The organism is Aeromicrobium flavum (assembly GCF_007992115.1).
GTDB lineage: Bacteria > Actinomycetota > Actinomycetes > Propionibacteriales > Nocardioidaceae > Aeromicrobium > Aeromicrobium flavum.
Window position 1 is genome coordinate 207,702 of record NZ_BJZQ01000003.1, and the last position, 16,021, is coordinate 223,722.

The following is a 16,021-nucleotide window of genomic DNA, read 5'->3' on the forward strand; positions in this document are numbered from 1 at the left end:
AACAGGGCTCTCATGCCGTCACCGTCCTATCGTCTTTCCCTTGAGGAGGTGTCGGCATGAGCGTCCGCACCGATCCCATCGCCACCACGCGTGGTCCGGCGAAGCGTTTCCACCTCACCTGGCCGTGGCTGCTGATCGGCCTGGCCGGCATCCTCGTCGTGATGTCGCTGCTGCGCCTCGTCACCGGCGTCGACGACCTCGACTCCTCGGGCACCATCCGCGCCACGTTGATCGCGGCCGTCCCGATCGGGCTGGCCGGCCTCGGCGGCCTGTGGTCCGAGCGGGCCGGCGTCGTCAACATCGGCCTCGAGGGCATGATGATCCTCGGCACCTTCGGTGCGGGCTACTTCGGCTACTTCTACGGTCCGTGGCAGGGCGTGCTCGGCGCGATCCTGCTGGGTGCCGCCGGCGGCCTCCTGCACGCGGTGGCCACGGTGTACTTCGGCGTCGACCACATCGTCTCGGGCGTCGCGATCAACATCATCGCGGCGGGCGCGGTGCAGTACCTCGCGGCGCTGGCGTTCAGCGGCGTGCAGGGCGGCGGCCAGACCCAGTCCCCGCAGATCGACCGACTGCCCAGCATCACGATCTCCGGGTTGTCCGACCCCTTGAGCGACATCGAGCAGAAGCACTGGTTCTTCATCTCGGACGTCGCCTCGGTCCTGCGCGCGCTGGTGACCAACATGTCGTCGCTCACGATCATCGCGATCGCGTTGTTCGTGCTGACCTGGTGGCTGTTGTGGCGCACGGCCTTCGGCCTGCGGCTGCGCTCGGTCGGCGAGTCGCCGGCCGCGGCCGAGTCGCTCGGCGTCAACGTCTACCGCTACAAGTTCATCGCGGTCATCGTGTCGGGCGGCCTCGCCGGCCTGGCGGGCGGCTTCCTGGCCCTCGTCGCCGCGAACGCGTTCCGCGACGGGCAGACCGGTGGCCGCGGCTACATCGGCCTGGCCGCCATGATCTTCGGCAACTGGCGACCGGGCGGCCTGTTCGCCGGCGCCACGCTGTTCGGCTACACCGACACGCTGCGCCTGCGCGGCGGCGGCGAGACCGTCCACGCGCTGCTGCTGCTGGTCGCGGTCTTCCTCGTGATGCTGGCGATCTGGCAGTTCCGCCAGCACGGCCGGCGCTCCGCGCTGATCGCGGCCGTCCTGGGCATCGTCGTCGCCGGCATCTACCTGCTGAGCGACGAGATCCCCAACGAGCTGGCCACGATGACGCCGTACGTCACGACGCTGCTAGTGCTCGCGGTCTTCAGCCAGAACCTGAGGATGCCCGCGGCCGACGGCAAGATCTATCGGAAGGGCAGTGCCGGATGAGCGGCTTCGGCTTCACCCCGGCGGACGCGCCGGTCGACTGGGACTCCCTGCAGAAGTACGCGGTCGAGGTCATGGGCCGCGCCTACGCGCCGTACTCGAAGTACAAGGTCGGCGCCGCCGGCCTCGTCGACGACGGCCGTGTCGTGCTGGGGTGCAACGTCGAGAACGCCGCGTACGGGGTCGCCCTGTGCGCCGAGTGCGGCATGGTCTCGGCCCTGCACTCCACCGGTGGCGGCCGCCTGCGCGCCGTCGTCTGCGTCGACGGTCAAGGCCGGCTGCTGATGCCCTGCGGCCGCTGCCGCCAGCTGCTGTGGGAGAACGGCGGCGCCACCTGCGAACTGCTGACTGCCTCGGGCGTGAAGACGATGGCCCAGGTGCTGCCCGACGCCTTCGACGCGGAGGACCTCGAACAGGCATGACCACCCTCACCGCCTTCGACCCCACCGACGCGGACTTCCTGCGCGATCCCTACCCGGCGCTGGCCGAGCTGCGTCGTCAGGGCTCGCTCGTCTGGCACGAGCCGTGGTCGACGTGGCTGGCCACCGACCACGCCACGGTCGGGGCCGTCCTGAAGAACCGTGCCTTCGGCCGGCTCTGGCACGACTGGGAGCCCGTCGAGGAGATGGAGCCGTTCAACTCCCTGCACCGCAACCAGCTCATGGAGAACGAGCCGCCGGCGCACACCCGGATGCGGCGGCTGCTGGCCGGCGCGTTCGGCCGGGGCCACGTCGAGCGGATGCGCCCGCGCATCGAGGCGCTCGCGGCCGACATGGTGGCCGCGCTGCCGGAGCGGTTCGACGTGCTGGCCGACTACGCAGAGCCCATGCCGGTCTACGTGATCTGCGACCTGCTCGGCGTGCCGCGCGAGGACCACGAGGACCTGCGCCGGTGGAGCCAGGCGATCGTCCACATGTACGAGAAGGACATCGACGAGGCCACGAAGGCCGAGGCGCTCGAGGCGAGCACGGCGTTCTCCGACTACGTGCGCGACGTCATCGCGATGCGCCGTCGTGAGCCTGGGGAGGACCTGGTCAGCGACCTCATCGCCGAGACCGACGCGGGGAAGGGCTTCTCCGACGACGAGCTCGTGGCCACGGTGGTACTGCTGCTCAATGCCGGGCACGAGGCCAGCGTCAACACCTTCGGCAACGGGTTCCACGCCCTGCTCACCCACCGCGACCAGCTCGCGCGGGTCACCAGCGGCGAGGTGCCCATCGAGATCGCGCTGGAGGAGCTCATCCGCTTCGACGCGCCGCTGCAGCTGTTCGAGCGCACCGCCACGAAGGACGTCGAGGTGGCCGGCCAGGTCGTCACGGCGGGCCAGAAGGTCGCCTGCCTCATGGGCTCGGCCAACCGCGACGCCGCGGTGTTCGACGACGCCGACCGCTTCGACGTCGGGCGCGACCCCAACCCGCACGTCGGGTTCGGGCTCGGCATCCACTTCTGCCTCGGCGCACCCCTGGCGCGCCTCGAGCTGAGCATCTCGCTGCGGGCGCTGCTCCAGCGATTCCCCGACCTCGTCCTCACGGGCGAGTCCCCGCGCCGCCCCACGTGGGTGCTGCGCGGCTACGAGAGCATCGAGGTGTCCGCATGACCGAGCGGCAGCGAGAGATGACCGAGAAGTTCGCCCCCACCGACGTCGTCATCGCCAAGCGCGACGGCCACGAGCTGACCGACGACCAGATCGACTGGGTCGTCGACGCGTACACGCGCGGGGTCGTGGCGCCCGAGCAGATGTCGGCCCTCGCGATGGCCATCCTGCTCAACGGCATGAACCGCCGGGAGACCGCCCGCTGGACCGCCGCGATGATCGCCACGGGCGAGCGGATGGACTTCTCGTCCCTGTCGCGCCCGACGGCCGACAAGCACAGCACCGGGGGAGTCGGCGACAAGATCACGCTGCCGCTGGCACCGCTCGTCGCCGCCTGCGGCGTGGCCGTGCCGCAGCTGTCGGGTCGCGGGCTCGGCCACACCGGCGGCACCCTCGACAAGCTCGAGGCCATCCCCGGCTGGCGTGCCGCGCTGTCGAACGACGAGATCATGACCCAGCTGGAGGACCTGGGCGCCGTCATCTGCGCCGCGGGCTCGGGCCTGGCTCCCGCCGACAAGAAGCTCTACGCGCTGCGCGACGTCACGGGCACCGTGGAGGCCATCCCGCTCATCGCCAGCTCGATCATGAGCAAGAAGATCGCCGAGGGCACGGGAGCGCTCGTGCTCGACGTCAAGGTCGGCTCGGGCGCCTTCATGAAGAACGAGCGCGACGCCCGCGAGCTGGCCGAGACGATGGTCGCCCTGGGCACCGACGCCGGCGTCCGCACGGTCGCGCTGCTGACGGACATGTCGGTTCCTCTGGGGCTCACGGCGGGCAACGCGCTCGAGGTGCGTGAGTCGGTCGAGGTGCTCGCCGGTGGCGGTCCCGCCGACGTCGTCGAGCTCACGGTCGCCCTGGCCCGCGAGATGCTCGCCGGTGCGGGCGTGACCGACGTCGACCCCGCCGAGGCGCTGGCCGACGGCCGCGCGATGGACGCCTGGAAGGCCATGATCCGCGCCCAGGACGGCGACCCCGACGCCCCGTTGCCCACCGCTCGCGAGACCGAGGTCGTCACGGCCGATGCCGACGGCGTGCTGACCTCGCTCGACGCGTACGCCGTCGGGGTGGCCGCGTGGCGTCTCGGTGCCGGGCGATCGCGGCCGGGCGAGTCCGTCCAGGCCGGCGCCGGCGTCGAGCTGCACGCCAAGCCCGGCGACACCGTGCGGGCGGGCCAGCCGCTGCTGACCCTGCACACGGACACCCCCGAGCGCTTCGAGCGCGCCCACCAGGCGCTCGAGGGCGGCTGGTCGATCGGCGAGACCGCGGCCGAGACCACGCCGCTCGTCATCGACCGCATCGGCTGACGGAGGCAAAGGGCGGGTTCCGGCCGCGCGTGCTCGGGCTGGGCAAAAGCTCCGCACGGTAGGTTCGTGACCATGCGCATCCTGAATGACCGAGCCGAGATCGCCGCAGCCTCAGGGTCGGAGCTGGGCGTCAGTTCATGGACCGAGATCCACCAGGACCGCATCGACATGTTCGCCGACGCGACCGGCGACCGACAGTGGATCCACGTCGATCCCGAGCGTGCGGCCGAGGGCCCGTTCGGCGCCACGATCGCGCACGGCTACCTCACGCTGTCGCTGCTGCCGTTCCTCGGCGCGCAGGTCTACGCGTTCGCCGGCGATCGCGCCCGCGTCAACTACGGGCTCAACCGCGTGCGCTTCATGGCACCGGTCCTGGTCGGCTCCAAGGTCCGCAACCGCGTCGAGGTCCTGGAGGTCCGCGACATCGAGAAGGGCCAGCAGGTCACGCTGCAGCACACCGTCGAGATCGAGGGCAACGAGAAGCCGGCGTGCATCGCCGAGACCGTCACCCTCCTGATGGACGCCTGACATGAAGGCCACGACGGAGCAGATCGCCGCGGTCCCGAAGGTCGCCCTGCACGAGCACCTCGACGGGGGCGTGCGCCCCGAGACGGTCGCCGAGATCGCCCTCGCGATCGGTCACGACCTGCCGGCGGATCCGGCGGAGCTGGGCCACTGGTTCGAGGAGGCGTCCTCGTCCGGGTCGCTCGTGCGGTACCTCGAGACGTTCCAGCACACCACCGGCGTCATGCAGCGCCCCGAGGACCTGACCCGCGTCGCCCGTGAGGCCGTGCTCGACCTGGCCGCGGACGGCGTGGTCTACGCCGAGCTGCGCTGGGCGCCCGAGCAGCACCAGAACGCCGGGCTGTCGATCGAGGAGGCCGTCGAGGCCGTCCAGGCCGGCATCGACGAGGGCGTCGAGCAGGTCCGCGCCGGGGGCCGGGCGATGGTCGTCGGCCAGCTGCTCACCGCCATGCGGCACGCCTCGCGCGGCATGGAGATCGCCCAGGTCGCGGTCGCCTACCGCGACCGCGGCGTCCTCGGCTTCGACATCGCCGGCGCCGAGGACGGCTTCCCGCCGATCCTGCACCTGGAGGCGTTCGAGTACCTGCGCCGCGAGAACATGCGGTTCACGATCCACGCCGGCGAGGCGTTCGGCCTCCCGTCGATCTGGCAGGCCGTGCAGCGCTGTGGCGCCGACCGGCTGGGTCACGGCGTGCGCATCGTCGACGACATCGACTTCACGGCGTCGCCCACGCCCACCCTCGGCCGGCTGGCGTCGTACATACGCGACTGCCGCATCCCGCTGGAGATGTGCCCGTCGTCCAACCTGCAGACGGGCGCCGTGCCGGGGATGACGTCGATCGCCGACCACCCGATCGGCCCGCTGGCCGAGCTGGGGTTCCGGGTCACGATCAACAGCGACAACCGGCTGATGAGCGGCACCTCGATCGGTCGCGAGATGAGCCTGCTGACCGACGCGTTCGGCTACAGCCTCGGCGACCTGCGCTGGTTCACCGTCAACGCCATGAAGAGCGCCTTCCTGCCGTTCGACGAGCGGCTCGTGCTGATCAACGACGTGATCAAGCCCGGGTTCGCCGCGTTGTCGAGCTGACGTCAGCGCGCGGTCAGGACGCGGTAGGCCCGCTTGGGGTGCATCGGCCGACAGCCGGCGGCGACGGCCGCGGCGATCACGTGCGGCTGGTCCTTCATCAGCCGCCAGCCGCGGCGCACGAGCGTCAGCGGGGGCTTGCGCGACTCGCGCAGGTCGCGCACGAGACGCAGCCAGAAGACCAGGGGACGGGGCCGCGTGAGGCAGAGGGCGTCGGCCAGCACGCCCGCGTCGCGGCACGGACCGACGATCTCGGTGGCGAACAGGCCCTCCGCGATGAAGCGGTCGCCGTTCAGCACGACCTCGTGGCTGCCGACCGCCCGGCTCACCGAGATGTCGTACACCGGCACCTGCGTCCGGCCCGCCGTGCAGAGCTCGACGATCGCGGCCATGGCGGCCTCGAGGTTCCACGAGCGCACGTCGTCCCAGTCGGCGATGCCGAGCGTGCTGCGGGGCAGGTCGGGGTGGTCGGCGTCGTGGTAGAAGTCGTCGAGCCGCAGCACGGTCCAGCCGAGTCTCTCGGCCAGGTGCGACTTCCCCGACCCGGAGGGACCGGCGAGGATCACGACGTGCGGCATGGGGTCGAGGCTATCGAGACGGGAGCGGACGTCCTCTGGCGCGTCAGACGCCGATCGGGTGCCAGACGGTCTTGTGCTCCAGGAACGGCGTGATCCGTGCCAGCGACTGCGCCGTGGGGGTGCCGGGGCGCAGGACGCGCTTGAGGTTCACGGCCGCCTCGACCTCGAGCTCGCGCGCCACGTCGGCGTCGTCGACCCCGGTCAGGTCGAGCGCGTTCACGTCGAGGTGGCCGGCCAGCCACGGACCGATCTCGGCGATGTCGCCGGTCAGGACGTTGACGACGCCGCCGGGCACGTCCGAGGTCGAGAGGATCTCGGACAGCGTGATCGCTGGCAGCGGCCGCGCCAGCGACGAGACGACGACGGCCGTGTTGCCGGACAGCAGCACCGGGGCGAGCACCTCGACCAGGCCGAGCAGCGACGAGTCCTGCGGCGCGGCGATCACCACGACGCCCGTCGGCTCCGGAGCGGTGAGGTTGAAGAAGGGCCCGTTCACCTGGTTGGCGTTGCCGGTGACCTGCGACAGCTTGTCGGCCCACCCGGCGTACCAGACCCAGGTGTCGACGGCCGCGTCGACGATCGCGCCGGCCCGCTTCTCCGAGACGCCCTCGGCGGCCCGGACCTCGGCGACCAGCTGGTCGCGACGACCCTCGAGCACCTCGGCGACGCGGTAGAGGATCTGGCCGCGGTTGTAGGGCGTGCGCTTCGACCAGCCGCCGAACGCCTTGCGCGCGGCGGTGACCGCGTCGCGGCCGTCCTTGCGTGACGCCTTCGAGGCGTTGGCCGCGAAGCGGCCCTTGGCGTCGGCGACCTCGTAGGTGCGGCCCGACTCCGAGCGGGGGAACGCCCCGCCGATGAACAGCTTGTACGTCTTGCGGACGTCGAGACGCTCACTCATGCCGCCACCTCCGTGGAAAGAGCAGGGTACGCCGGTGCCGGCATCGATTGAACTGGATTCACTCGCTGGCGCTCGCTCATCGTGTTCCCTCCAGGTAGGAGGCCAGCCCGTGCCGGCCGCCCTCGCGGCCGTAGCCGGACTCCTTGTAGCCGCCGAACGGGGAGGCGGGGTCGAACTGGTTGAACGTGTTGGCCCAGACCACGCCGGCGCGGAGCTTGTCGGCCATCGCCAGGATGCGCGAGCCCTTCTCGGTCCAGACGCCGGCCGACAGGCCGTAGGGGGTGTTGTTGGCCTTCTCGATCGCTTCGGCGGGCGTGCGGAAGGTCAGCACCGACAGCACCGGGCCGAAGATCTCCTCGCGGGCGATCCGGTGCGCCTGGGTGACGCCGGTGAAGATCGTCGGGGCGTACCAGTAGCCGCGCTCGGGCAGCTCGCACGGAGCACTCCAGCGGGCGGCTCCCTCGTCGTCGCCGGTGGCGGCGAGGTCGCGGATGCGGCCCAGCTGCTCGGCGGAGTTGATCGCGCCGACGTCGGTGTTCTTGTCGAGCGGGTCGCCCAGGCGCAGCGTGGCCATGCGGGCCTTGAGGCGGTCGAGGACCTCCTCGGCGACGCTCTCCTGCACGAGCAGGCGCGAGCCGGCGCAGCACACGTGGCCCTGGTTGAAGAAGATGCCCCGGACGATGCCCTCGATCGCCTGGTCCATCGGCGCGTCCTCGAACACGATGTTGGCGGCCTTGCCGCCGAGCTCGAGGGTGAGGCGCTTGTCGGTGCCGGCGATCGTGCGGGCGATCTCGCGGCCGACGGGGGTGGAGCCGGTGAAGGCGACCTTGTCCACGTCGGGGTGCGAGACGAGGTGGCGACCGGTCTCGCCGGCGCCGGTGACGATGTTGACGACACCGGCGGGCAACTCGGCCTGACGGCACACGTCGGCGAACAGCAGGGCGGTCAGCGGCGTGGTCTCGGCCGGCTTGAGGACGACGGTGTTGCCGGCTGCCAGGGCCGGTGCGACCTTCCACGCCAGCATCAGCAGCGGGAAGTTCCACGGGATGATCTGCGCGCCCACGCCGAGCGGCTGCGGGTTCGGGCCGAGGCCCGCGTGCTCGAGCTTGTCGGCCCAGCCCGCGTGGTAGAAGAACCACTGCGAGACCAGGGGCACGTCGACGTCGCGCGACTCCTTGATCGGCTTGCCGTTGTCGAGGGTCTCGAGCACGGCGAACTCGCGGCTGCGCTCGGCCAGGATCCGGGCGATGCGGAACAGGTACTTGGCGCGCTCTCGGCCGGGCATCGGTCCCCAGACGCGCTGGTAGGCCTTGCGGGCGGCGCGGACGGCGCGGTCGACGTCGGCCTGGTCGGCCTCGGCCACCTCGGCCAGGACCTCCTCGGTGGCCGGGTTGACCGTCTTGAAGGCGGTGCCGCCGCCGTCGGTGAACTCACCGTCGATGAACAGGCCGTAGCTGGCCGCCAGGTCGACGATGGAGCGCGACTCGGGCGCCGGTGCGTATTCGAACTTCGGCATGGGAATCAGTCCAAGGTCACGTAGTCGGGGCCGGAGTAACGGCCGGTGAGCATCTTCTGGCGCTGCAGGAGCAGGTCGTTGAGCAGCGACGAGGCGCCGAACCGGAACCAGTCCGGATCGAGCCAGTCCTCGCCGGCGACCTCGTTGACGACCACGAGGTACTTGATGGCGTCCTTGCTGGTGCGGATGCCGCCCGCGGGCTTGACGCCCACCTGGCGGCCGGTGGCGATGCGGTAGTCGCGGACCGCCTCGAGCATCAGCAGCGTCACCGGCAGGGTCGCCGCCGGCTGCACCTTGCCGGTGCTGGTCTTGATGAAGTCGGCGCCGGCGTCCATGGCGAGCCACGAGGCGCGACGGACGTTGTCGTACGTCTGCAGCTCGCCGGTCTCGAGGATCACCTTGAGGTGGGCGCTGCCGCAGGCCTGCTTCACGGCCACGATCTGCTCGTGGACGGTGGCGAGGTCGCCGGCCAGGAAGGCGCCACGGTCGATGACCATGTCGACCTCGTCGGCACCCGCGGCGACCGCGGCGGCCACGTCGGCCAGCTTGATGTCGAGCGGGGCGCGGCCGGACGGGAACGCGGTGGCCACCGAGGCCACGTGGAGGCGGTCGCCCACGACCTCACGGACGAACGGCACCATGTCGGGGTAGACGCACACGGCGGCGGCCGAGGGGCACGTCGGGTCGGTGGGATCGGGACGCAGCGCCTTGGTGGCGAGGGCCCGCACCTTCCCGGGGGTGTCGGCGCCCTCGAGCGTCGTCAGGTCGACCATCGAGATCGCCAGGTCGATCGCCCACTGCTTGGACGTCGTCTTGATCGAGCGGGTGGACAACGCGGCCGCGCGGGCCTCGAGTCCGACCTGGTCGACGCCGGGCAGGCGGTCCAGGCCGGCGGTCAGGGTCTTGGTCATCGGGCGGTCTCCTCCATCTGGTCCTCGCGGACGGTCGCGACGGTGCGATGCACCGCAGCCACGACCGCGTCGACGGTGATTCCACGCTCGGCGAGCACGAGATCACCGGCCCCGCTGGCGCCGAAGTCCTCGACGCTCACTATCTCACCGTTCGTGCCGACGTACCGGTGCCAGCCGGTGCCGGTGCCCGCCTCGACGCTGACCCGGGCGGTCACGGAGCGCGGCAGCACCGTCTCGCGGTAGGCCCGGTCCTGCTCGGCGAACCACTCCAGGCAGGGAGCCGAGACGACGCGCACGGCGACGCCCTCCGCGGCGAGCGCCTCGCGTGCCTGCATCGCCAGCCCCACCTCCGAGCCCGTGGCGATGACGATCGCATCGGGGGTGCCGTCGGCGTCGGCCAGCACGTAGGCGCCGCGCCGGGCGCCCGCGTCGGCGGGGACGAGGTCGCCCACGACGGGGACGCCCTGCCGGCTCAGGACGAGGCCCGTCGGCCGGTCGCTGGTGAGGATGCGCGACCACGCGTCGACGGTCTCGACCCAGTCCGCGGGTCGGACCACGTCGAGGCCCGGGATCGCGCGGTGCGACCACAGGTGCTCGACCGGCTGGTGCGTGGGCCCGTCCTCGCCGACGGCGACCGAGTCGTGCGTCCAGACGTAGGTGACGGGCAGGCCCATCAGGGCGGCCAGCCGGACGGAGGGGCGCATGTAGTCGGAGAAGACGAAGAACGTCGCACCGAACGGGTGCGAGTAGCCGCCGAGGGCGATGCCGTTGAGGATCGCGCCCATGGCGTGCTCGCGGATGCCGAAGTGGACCAGGGTGCCGTCGGGTCCGCCCGGCCACTCGTCGCCGGCGTAGCCCGTGGGCGTGAAGCTGCGAGCGCCGCTGATCGCGACGTTGTTGGTCTCGGCGAGGTCGGCCGAGCCGCCCCAGAGCCAGGGCAGCTCCGCGGAGATCGCGTTGAGCACGGCGCCGCCGGCGACACGCGTGGCGACCGCCTGCGGCTCGGCCCGGAGGGCGGCGAGCCTCTCGCGGGCCTGCGGCGTCACGTCGCGCTCGCGCAGGAGGTCGTGCAGGGCGGCGCGCTCGGGATCGGCGGCGCGCCACGTGTCATAGCGCTGCTCCCACTGCTCGCGGGCCGCGGCACCGCGCTCGCGCACCCGGCGTGCGTGGTCGAGCGCCTCCTGGGGCATGGCGAAGTGCTGGTCCGGGTCCAGGCCGAGCGCGACCTTGGTGGCGGCGACCTCGGGCTCGCCGGGGGCGCCGGAGTGAGCGCCCGCGGTGCCGCCCACGGTGGGCATGGGATGGCCGATGCGAGTGCGGAGTCGGACGAACACGGGACGGTCCGTGACGGCCAGGGCGGCGTCGTAACCCGCCCGGATCGCCGTGGGGTCCTCGGCGTCCTCGATCTCGACGATCGCCCAGCCGTACGCGCGGTAGCGGCCGACGACGTCCTCGGTGAACGCGATCGCGGTGTCGCCCTCGATCGAGATGCGGTTGTCGTCCCAGATCAGGACGAGCCCGTCGAGGCCGAGCGTGCCGGCCAGCGAGGACGCCTCCTGCGAGACGCCCTCGGCGAGGCAGCCGTCGCCGGCGACGCACCAGGTGCGGTACCGGAACAGGCCCCCGTCGGCAGTCGTGTCGGGCTGCAGCAGCGCGTGGGTGCGGCGCGCGGACATCGCCAGGCCCACCGCGTTGCCGACGCCCTGGCCGAGCGGGCCCGTGGTGGTCTCGACGCCCGGGGTGTGGCCCCACTCGGGGTGGCCCGGCGTGAGGCTGCCCAGCGCGCGCGCCTTCTTCAGGTCGTCGAGCTCGAGGCCGTAGCCGCTCAGGTAGTGCTGCAGGTACAGCGACAGGCTGGTGTGACCCGCGGACAGCACGAAACGGTCGCGGCCCTCCCAGTCGGGACGCGCGGGGTCGTGGCTCAGGTACTCCTGGAACAGGACGTACAGCGCGGGGGTGAGGCTGACGGCGGTGCCGGCGTGTCCGTTGCCCTTCGCCTGGACCACGTCCAGCGGCAGGACGCGTGCATGGCGGACCGCTTCGAGGTCGAGCGGGTCGTGCCAACCGTCGGGCAGGGCGGGGGAGGAGGTCGCGGAGGAGGCCACGGGTCCACGGTAGGGGGCTGCGCCTACTTTTGTCTAACTCTTCGCAAAAGTGAAGCGACGCGTCGGATCAGCCCCCGACGAGGGCCTCGACCCGGTCGGGGGCCAGGGCCGCGTCGGCCGCCATCTGGGCCGCGCCGAGCAGGCCGGCGTCGGCGCCCAGGGGTGAGGCGATGACGGACAGGTCGGTGGTGGCGAGCGGGTGCGAGCGCTCGAAGACGCGCTCGCGGACGCCGTCGACCAGCAGGTCGCCGGCCTCGGCGAGGTCGCCCCCGACGACGACCAGGGCGGGGTTGAGCACCCCGACCGCCTCGATCACCACGTCGCCGATCCGCCGTCCCGCTGCGCGGACGGCGGCCCTGGCGTCGCGGTCGCCGTGGGCCGCGAGCGCGACGACGTCGGCGGAGGTGCGGACGGGGTGCCCGAGCTCGCGCAGGTGGGCCGCGATGGCCCACGCGCCCGCGGAGGCCTCGGCGCACCCGCGCTGGCCGCAGCGGCACTTCGGTCCGTCGTCGTGCGGGATGTGGCCGAGGTCGCCGGCGCCGCCGCGGGTGCCGTGCAGGACCTGCCCGCGCGAGATGATGCCGGCTCCGATGCCCATGCCCACCTTGACCACCAGCAGGTCGTCGGCGCCGGGGACCGCGTCGGCGCGCAGGGCCCGGTGGACGCCGAGCGCGACGAGGTTCGCGTCCTTGTCGACCACGACCGGCGCGGAGACGTGCTCCGCGAGGCGGTCGGCGACGTCGACGCCGTCCCAGCCGTTCATGGTGGGCGGGCTGACCAGGCGGCCGGTGCGCTGGTCGACCGGCCCCGGGAGGCCGATGGCCACGCCGAGCACCGGGGGAGCGGCGGCGGTGACGAGCCGGTCGAAGGCGGCGACGACGCCCGCGAGGACGACCTCGGGCCCGTCGTCGATCGCGATGTCCTCGTCGAGGGCCGTCAGGACCCGTCCCGCGAGGTCGGCCAGGCCGTAGCGGGCGTGGCTGCTGCCGATGTCGGCGACCAGCAGGCTGCCGCGGTCCTCGGCGAGGTCGAACACGCCAGCCGGGCGCCCTCCGGTGCTGCGGTCGTCGGCCCGCGGCCGGAGCAGCCGCGCCCGGACGAGCAGGTCGAGCCGGTGCGTGGCGGTGGCGCGCGAGAGGCCGGACAGCTCGACGACCTGGGCGCGCGTCAACGGGCCGTGGCGACGGAAGAGCGCCAGCACCTCGCCGTGTCCCGACACCCGCCCTCCTCCGGTCGTGGCTCGTGATTCGTTCGCCGTCACCGTAGTACGTCCCTCCGACGCCGGACGGAAGTCGGTCGAAAGGTGGCCGCTCGAGTTGCGACCGCCTCGGTTGGCGCTGACGCTGGAGGGGAGTGGTGAGCACGTCCGACACCATGTTCGCTCAGGGAGGGGGCTCCATGATGCGCCGTCAACGACGACGTCATTGCCGTGCCGCCCGTGAGCGGACGCCACGGGTTCAACTCGCCCGTCCCGCGGACGCCGCCGCCGAGGACTCCCTCGTCGTGAGCGCGGCAAAGTCGCACTCCCTCGGCTCCTCTGCCGCATGACTCCGACGCCTCGGCGGCGGCCATCACTCGCAGGAAGAGAAGATCAGGACAGGCCCAGGTGGGCCGACAGGTCGGCGATGATCGCGTCGACCGTGGCCGCCGCGGTCTCACGCGCTGCGTCCAGCGACTCGTCGACGGCCACGACGGCCTCGACGTAGCACTTGAGCTTCGGCTCGGTGCCCGACGGACGACAGATGATCCGGCTGCCCCCGTCGAGTCCCAGGCGGATGCCGTCGGTGGGCGGGAGCCCGCGGTAGCCCAGCGCCAGGTCGTCGACCGACGAGACGGTGGCCCCGGCGAGCGTCCGCGGCGGCCGGGTGCGCAGCCGCTCCATCGCCGTGGCGATGACCGCCAGGTCGTCGACCCGCACGGCCAGCTGGCCGGTCGCGTGCCAGCCGTGGCGGCGGTAGATGTCGTCGAGCAGGTCCAGGAGCGTGCGGCCCTCCGCCTTCAGTGACGCCGCCAGCGACAGGATCAGCAGGGCGGCCGAGATGCCGTCCTTGTCACGCGCGATGTGCGGGGCGACGCAGTAGCCCAGCGCCTCCTCGTACCCGAAGACGAGCCCCTCCACCTTGCCGATCCACTTGAAGCCCGTGAGCGTCTGCTGCCAGGGCTGCCCGTGCGCCGCGGCCTGGCGGCCGAGCAGGTCGGACGAGACGATCGAGCACGCGTAGCTGCCCTCGACGCCGCGCGACAGCAGCGACTCGGCCAGCAGCACGCCGACCTGGTCGCCGGTGAGCATCCGGTGCCCGTCGGCCGTGCGGACGCCGACCGCGCACCGGTCGGCGTCGGGATCGTTGGCGATGACGACGTCCGCGTCGACCGAGGCGGCGAGCGCCAGCGCGAGGTCCATCGCGCCGGGCTCCTCGGGGTTCGGGAAGGCGACGGTCGGGAAGGCGGGGTCGGGCTGCGCCTGCTGCTCGACCACGAGGGGATCGGCGAAGCCGGCGCGCTCGGCGGCCGCGCCCAGCAGCCGGCCCCCGACGCCGTGCATCGGGGTGTAGGCCACGACGAGGTCGCGTGGCCCGTCGGGCACGAGGGCCGCGACGGCGTCGAGGTACGCCTCGGCCACGTCGGGCCCGAGCACCCTGTAACCCGTGTCGCGACCCAGCTCGTCGACCCGTCCGACGGCGTCGATGCACGCGGCGATCTCGGCGTCGGCGGGAGGCACGATCTGGCTCGTGTCGGCGAGGTAGACCTTGTACCCGTTGTCGCGCGGCGGGTTGTGCGAGGCGGTGACCATCACGCCGGCCGACGCCCCCAGGTGTCCGATCGCGAACGCCAGCACGGGGGTGGGGAGGTGCTCGGGCAGCAGCATCGCCCGGACACCCGCGGCCTGCATGATCTCGGCCGTGTCGCGGGCGAAGACGTCGGAGTTGGTGCGCGCGTCGTACCCGACGACCACGCTGGGGTCGGACGCCGTCCCGAGCAGGTGCTGCGCGAGCCCGGCGGCCGCGCGGGCCACGGTGACGCGGTTCATCCGCATGGGCCCGGCGCCCAGCTCGCCGCGGAGCCCGGCCGTGCCGAACTGCAGCCTCCCGGCGAACCGGGCGGCGATCTCGGCCCGCTCCCCGGCGTCGATCAGGGCGGTGAGCTCATCGCGGGTCTGCGGGTCGGGATCCTGCGAGATCCAGTCCCGGGCGAGGTCGAGCGAAGTCATCTGCTCACCGTATCGGTGCCCGGTCCGGCTCGAGGAAGCGCTGGGAGTGACGTTTGCGGGGCCGCCCACGGCGTGTCGGCCCCGCGAACGTCACTCCCAGCGCCTCAGACGCGCGGCAGGAGGTCGGCCAGCAGGGCGCCCATGCGCGAGGCGGCCGACTTGCCGGCCTCCAGCACTTCCTCGTGGTTGAGCGGTGCGTCCGAGATGCCGGCGGCGAGGTTGGTGACCAGCGAGATGCCCAGCACCTCCATGCCGGCCTCGCGGGCGGCGATCGCCTCGAGCGTGGTGGACATGCCGACGAGGTCGCCGCCGAGGATGCCGGCCATCCTGACCTCGGCCGGGGTCTCGTAGTGCGGTCCGGGGAACTGCACGTAGACGCCCTCGTCGATGCTCGGGTCGACCTCGCGGACGAGGTCGCGCAGGCGCTGGGCGTACAGGTCGGTGAGGTCGACGAAGTTCGCGCCGACGATCGGGGACGTGGCCGTCAGGTTGATGTGGTCGCGGATCAGCACGGGCGTGCCGGGCGTCCACGCGGGGTTGAGCCCGCCGCAGCCGTTCGTGAGGACCATCGTGCGCACGCCGGCGGCCCCGGCGGTGCGCACGCCGTGCACGACCGCGTCGACGCCCTTGCCCTCGTAGTAGTGGGTGCGGCCGAGGAACACCAGGGCGCGCAGGTCGCCCACGCGCACCGAGCGGATCGTGCCGCCGTGGCCGGCGACGGCGGGCTTGCTGAAGCCCGGCAGGTCCTCGGTGGGGATCTCGTACTCCGGCTCGCCGAGCGCGTCGGCGGCGGGCAGCCAGCCCGACCCCATCACGAGGGCGACGTCGTGGTCGCCCCCTCCGGTGCGGTCACGGAGGGCGTCGGCAGCGTCGCGGGCGAGGTCGTAGGGGCTCACCGTGTCACCCTAGCGACCGTCTTCGCGAGTGGCGCAGAAGCGCCCGCCACTCGCCGAGTGGCGGGCATTCTTGCGCCACTCGGCGA

14 protein-coding genes are annotated in these 16,021 nt (G+C 72.4%); 6 read left to right on the plus strand and 8 right to left on the minus strand.

The genetic code is table 11. The features are described from left to right. The first annotated feature begins 56 nt into the window (after positions 1–56). From AFL01nite_RS05460 to AFL01nite_RS05485, 6 genes are all read left to right on the plus strand, one after another. Positions 57–1,316, plus strand: coding sequence for an ABC transporter permease (locus AFL01nite_RS05460; RefSeq protein WP_146826209.1), 1,260 nt, complete (start codon positions 57–59; stop codon positions 1,314–1,316). Continuing rightward, a complete protein-coding gene (locus tag AFL01nite_RS05465) occupies positions 1,313–1,735 on the plus strand; it encodes a cytidine deaminase (protein ID WP_146826211.1) in 423 nt (140 codons plus the stop codon). Before AFL01nite_RS05460 ends, AFL01nite_RS05465 begins: the two co-directional genes overlap by 4 nt. Then, positions 1,732–2,910, plus strand: coding sequence for a cytochrome P450 (locus tag AFL01nite_RS05470; RefSeq protein WP_146826213.1), 1,179 nt, complete (start codon positions 1,732–1,734; stop codon positions 2,908–2,910). Before AFL01nite_RS05465 ends, AFL01nite_RS05470 begins: the two co-directional genes overlap by 4 nt. Before the next feature lie 17 nt (positions 2,911–2,927). Continuing rightward, entirely contained in the window at positions 2,928–4,211 is a 1,284-nt protein-coding gene (locus tag AFL01nite_RS05475) for a thymidine phosphorylase (RefSeq protein ID WP_146826285.1), read from the plus strand. Positions 4,212–4,283: 72 nt separating this feature from the next. Further along, complete coding sequence (locus AFL01nite_RS05480; protein WP_146826215.1) at positions 4,284–4,739, plus strand: MaoC family dehydratase; 456 nt, start codon at positions 4,284–4,286, stop codon at positions 4,737–4,739. Between the two features lies 1 nt (position 4,740). After that, a complete protein-coding gene (locus tag AFL01nite_RS05485) occupies positions 4,741–5,826 on the plus strand; it encodes an adenosine deaminase (RefSeq protein WP_146826216.1) in 1,086 nt (361 codons plus the stop codon). 2 nt (positions 5,827–5,828) lie between these two features. On the opposite strand, the gene AFL01nite_RS05490 is transcribed toward AFL01nite_RS05485, so the two are convergent. From AFL01nite_RS05490 to AFL01nite_RS05525, 8 genes are all read right to left on the minus strand, one after another. Continuing rightward, a complete protein-coding gene (locus tag AFL01nite_RS05490) occupies positions 5,829–6,401 on the minus strand; it encodes a uridine kinase family protein (protein ID WP_146826219.1) in 573 nt (190 codons plus the stop codon). Positions 6,402–6,444: 43 nt separating this feature from the next. Further along, entirely contained in the window at positions 6,445–7,299 is an 855-nt protein-coding gene (locus tag AFL01nite_RS05495) for an aldehyde dehydrogenase family protein (RefSeq protein ID WP_146826221.1), read from the minus strand. Positions 7,300–7,375: 76 nt separating this feature from the next. Next, complete coding sequence (locus tag AFL01nite_RS05500) at positions 7,376–8,815, minus strand: aldehyde dehydrogenase family protein (RefSeq protein WP_146826223.1); 1,440 nt, start codon at positions 8,813–8,815, stop codon at positions 7,376–7,378. Between the two features lie 5 nt (positions 8,816–8,820). Next, positions 8,821–9,726: a deoxyribose-phosphate aldolase gene (gene deoC, locus AFL01nite_RS05505; protein WP_146826225.1), complete on the minus strand. Its 906-nt coding sequence runs from the start codon at positions 9,724–9,726 to the stop codon at positions 8,821–8,823. Continuing rightward, positions 9,723–11,831, minus strand: coding sequence for a transketolase (gene tkt / locus AFL01nite_RS05510; RefSeq protein WP_146826227.1), 2,109 nt, complete (start codon positions 11,829–11,831; stop codon positions 9,723–9,725). The genes deoC and tkt overlap by 4 nt, the downstream gene beginning before the upstream one ends. A gap of 67 nt (positions 11,832–11,898) precedes the next feature. Further along, complete coding sequence (locus AFL01nite_RS05515; RefSeq protein WP_186813825.1) at positions 11,899–13,050, minus strand: ROK family transcriptional regulator; 1,152 nt, start codon at positions 13,048–13,050, stop codon at positions 11,899–11,901. 372 nt (positions 13,051–13,422) lie between these two features. After that, positions 13,423–15,039 (minus strand): phospho-sugar mutase, encoded by a 1,617-nt coding sequence (locus AFL01nite_RS05520; RefSeq protein WP_146826231.1) that lies wholly within the window; start codon positions 15,037–15,039, stop codon positions 13,423–13,425. A 104-nt stretch (positions 15,040–15,143) separates the two neighbouring features. Then, on the minus strand, positions 15,144–15,935 hold the full coding sequence (locus tag AFL01nite_RS05525; protein WP_146826233.1) for a purine-nucleoside phosphorylase: 792 nt from the start codon (positions 15,933–15,935) through the stop codon (positions 15,144–15,146). Positions 15,936–16,021: the final 86 nt, after the last annotated feature.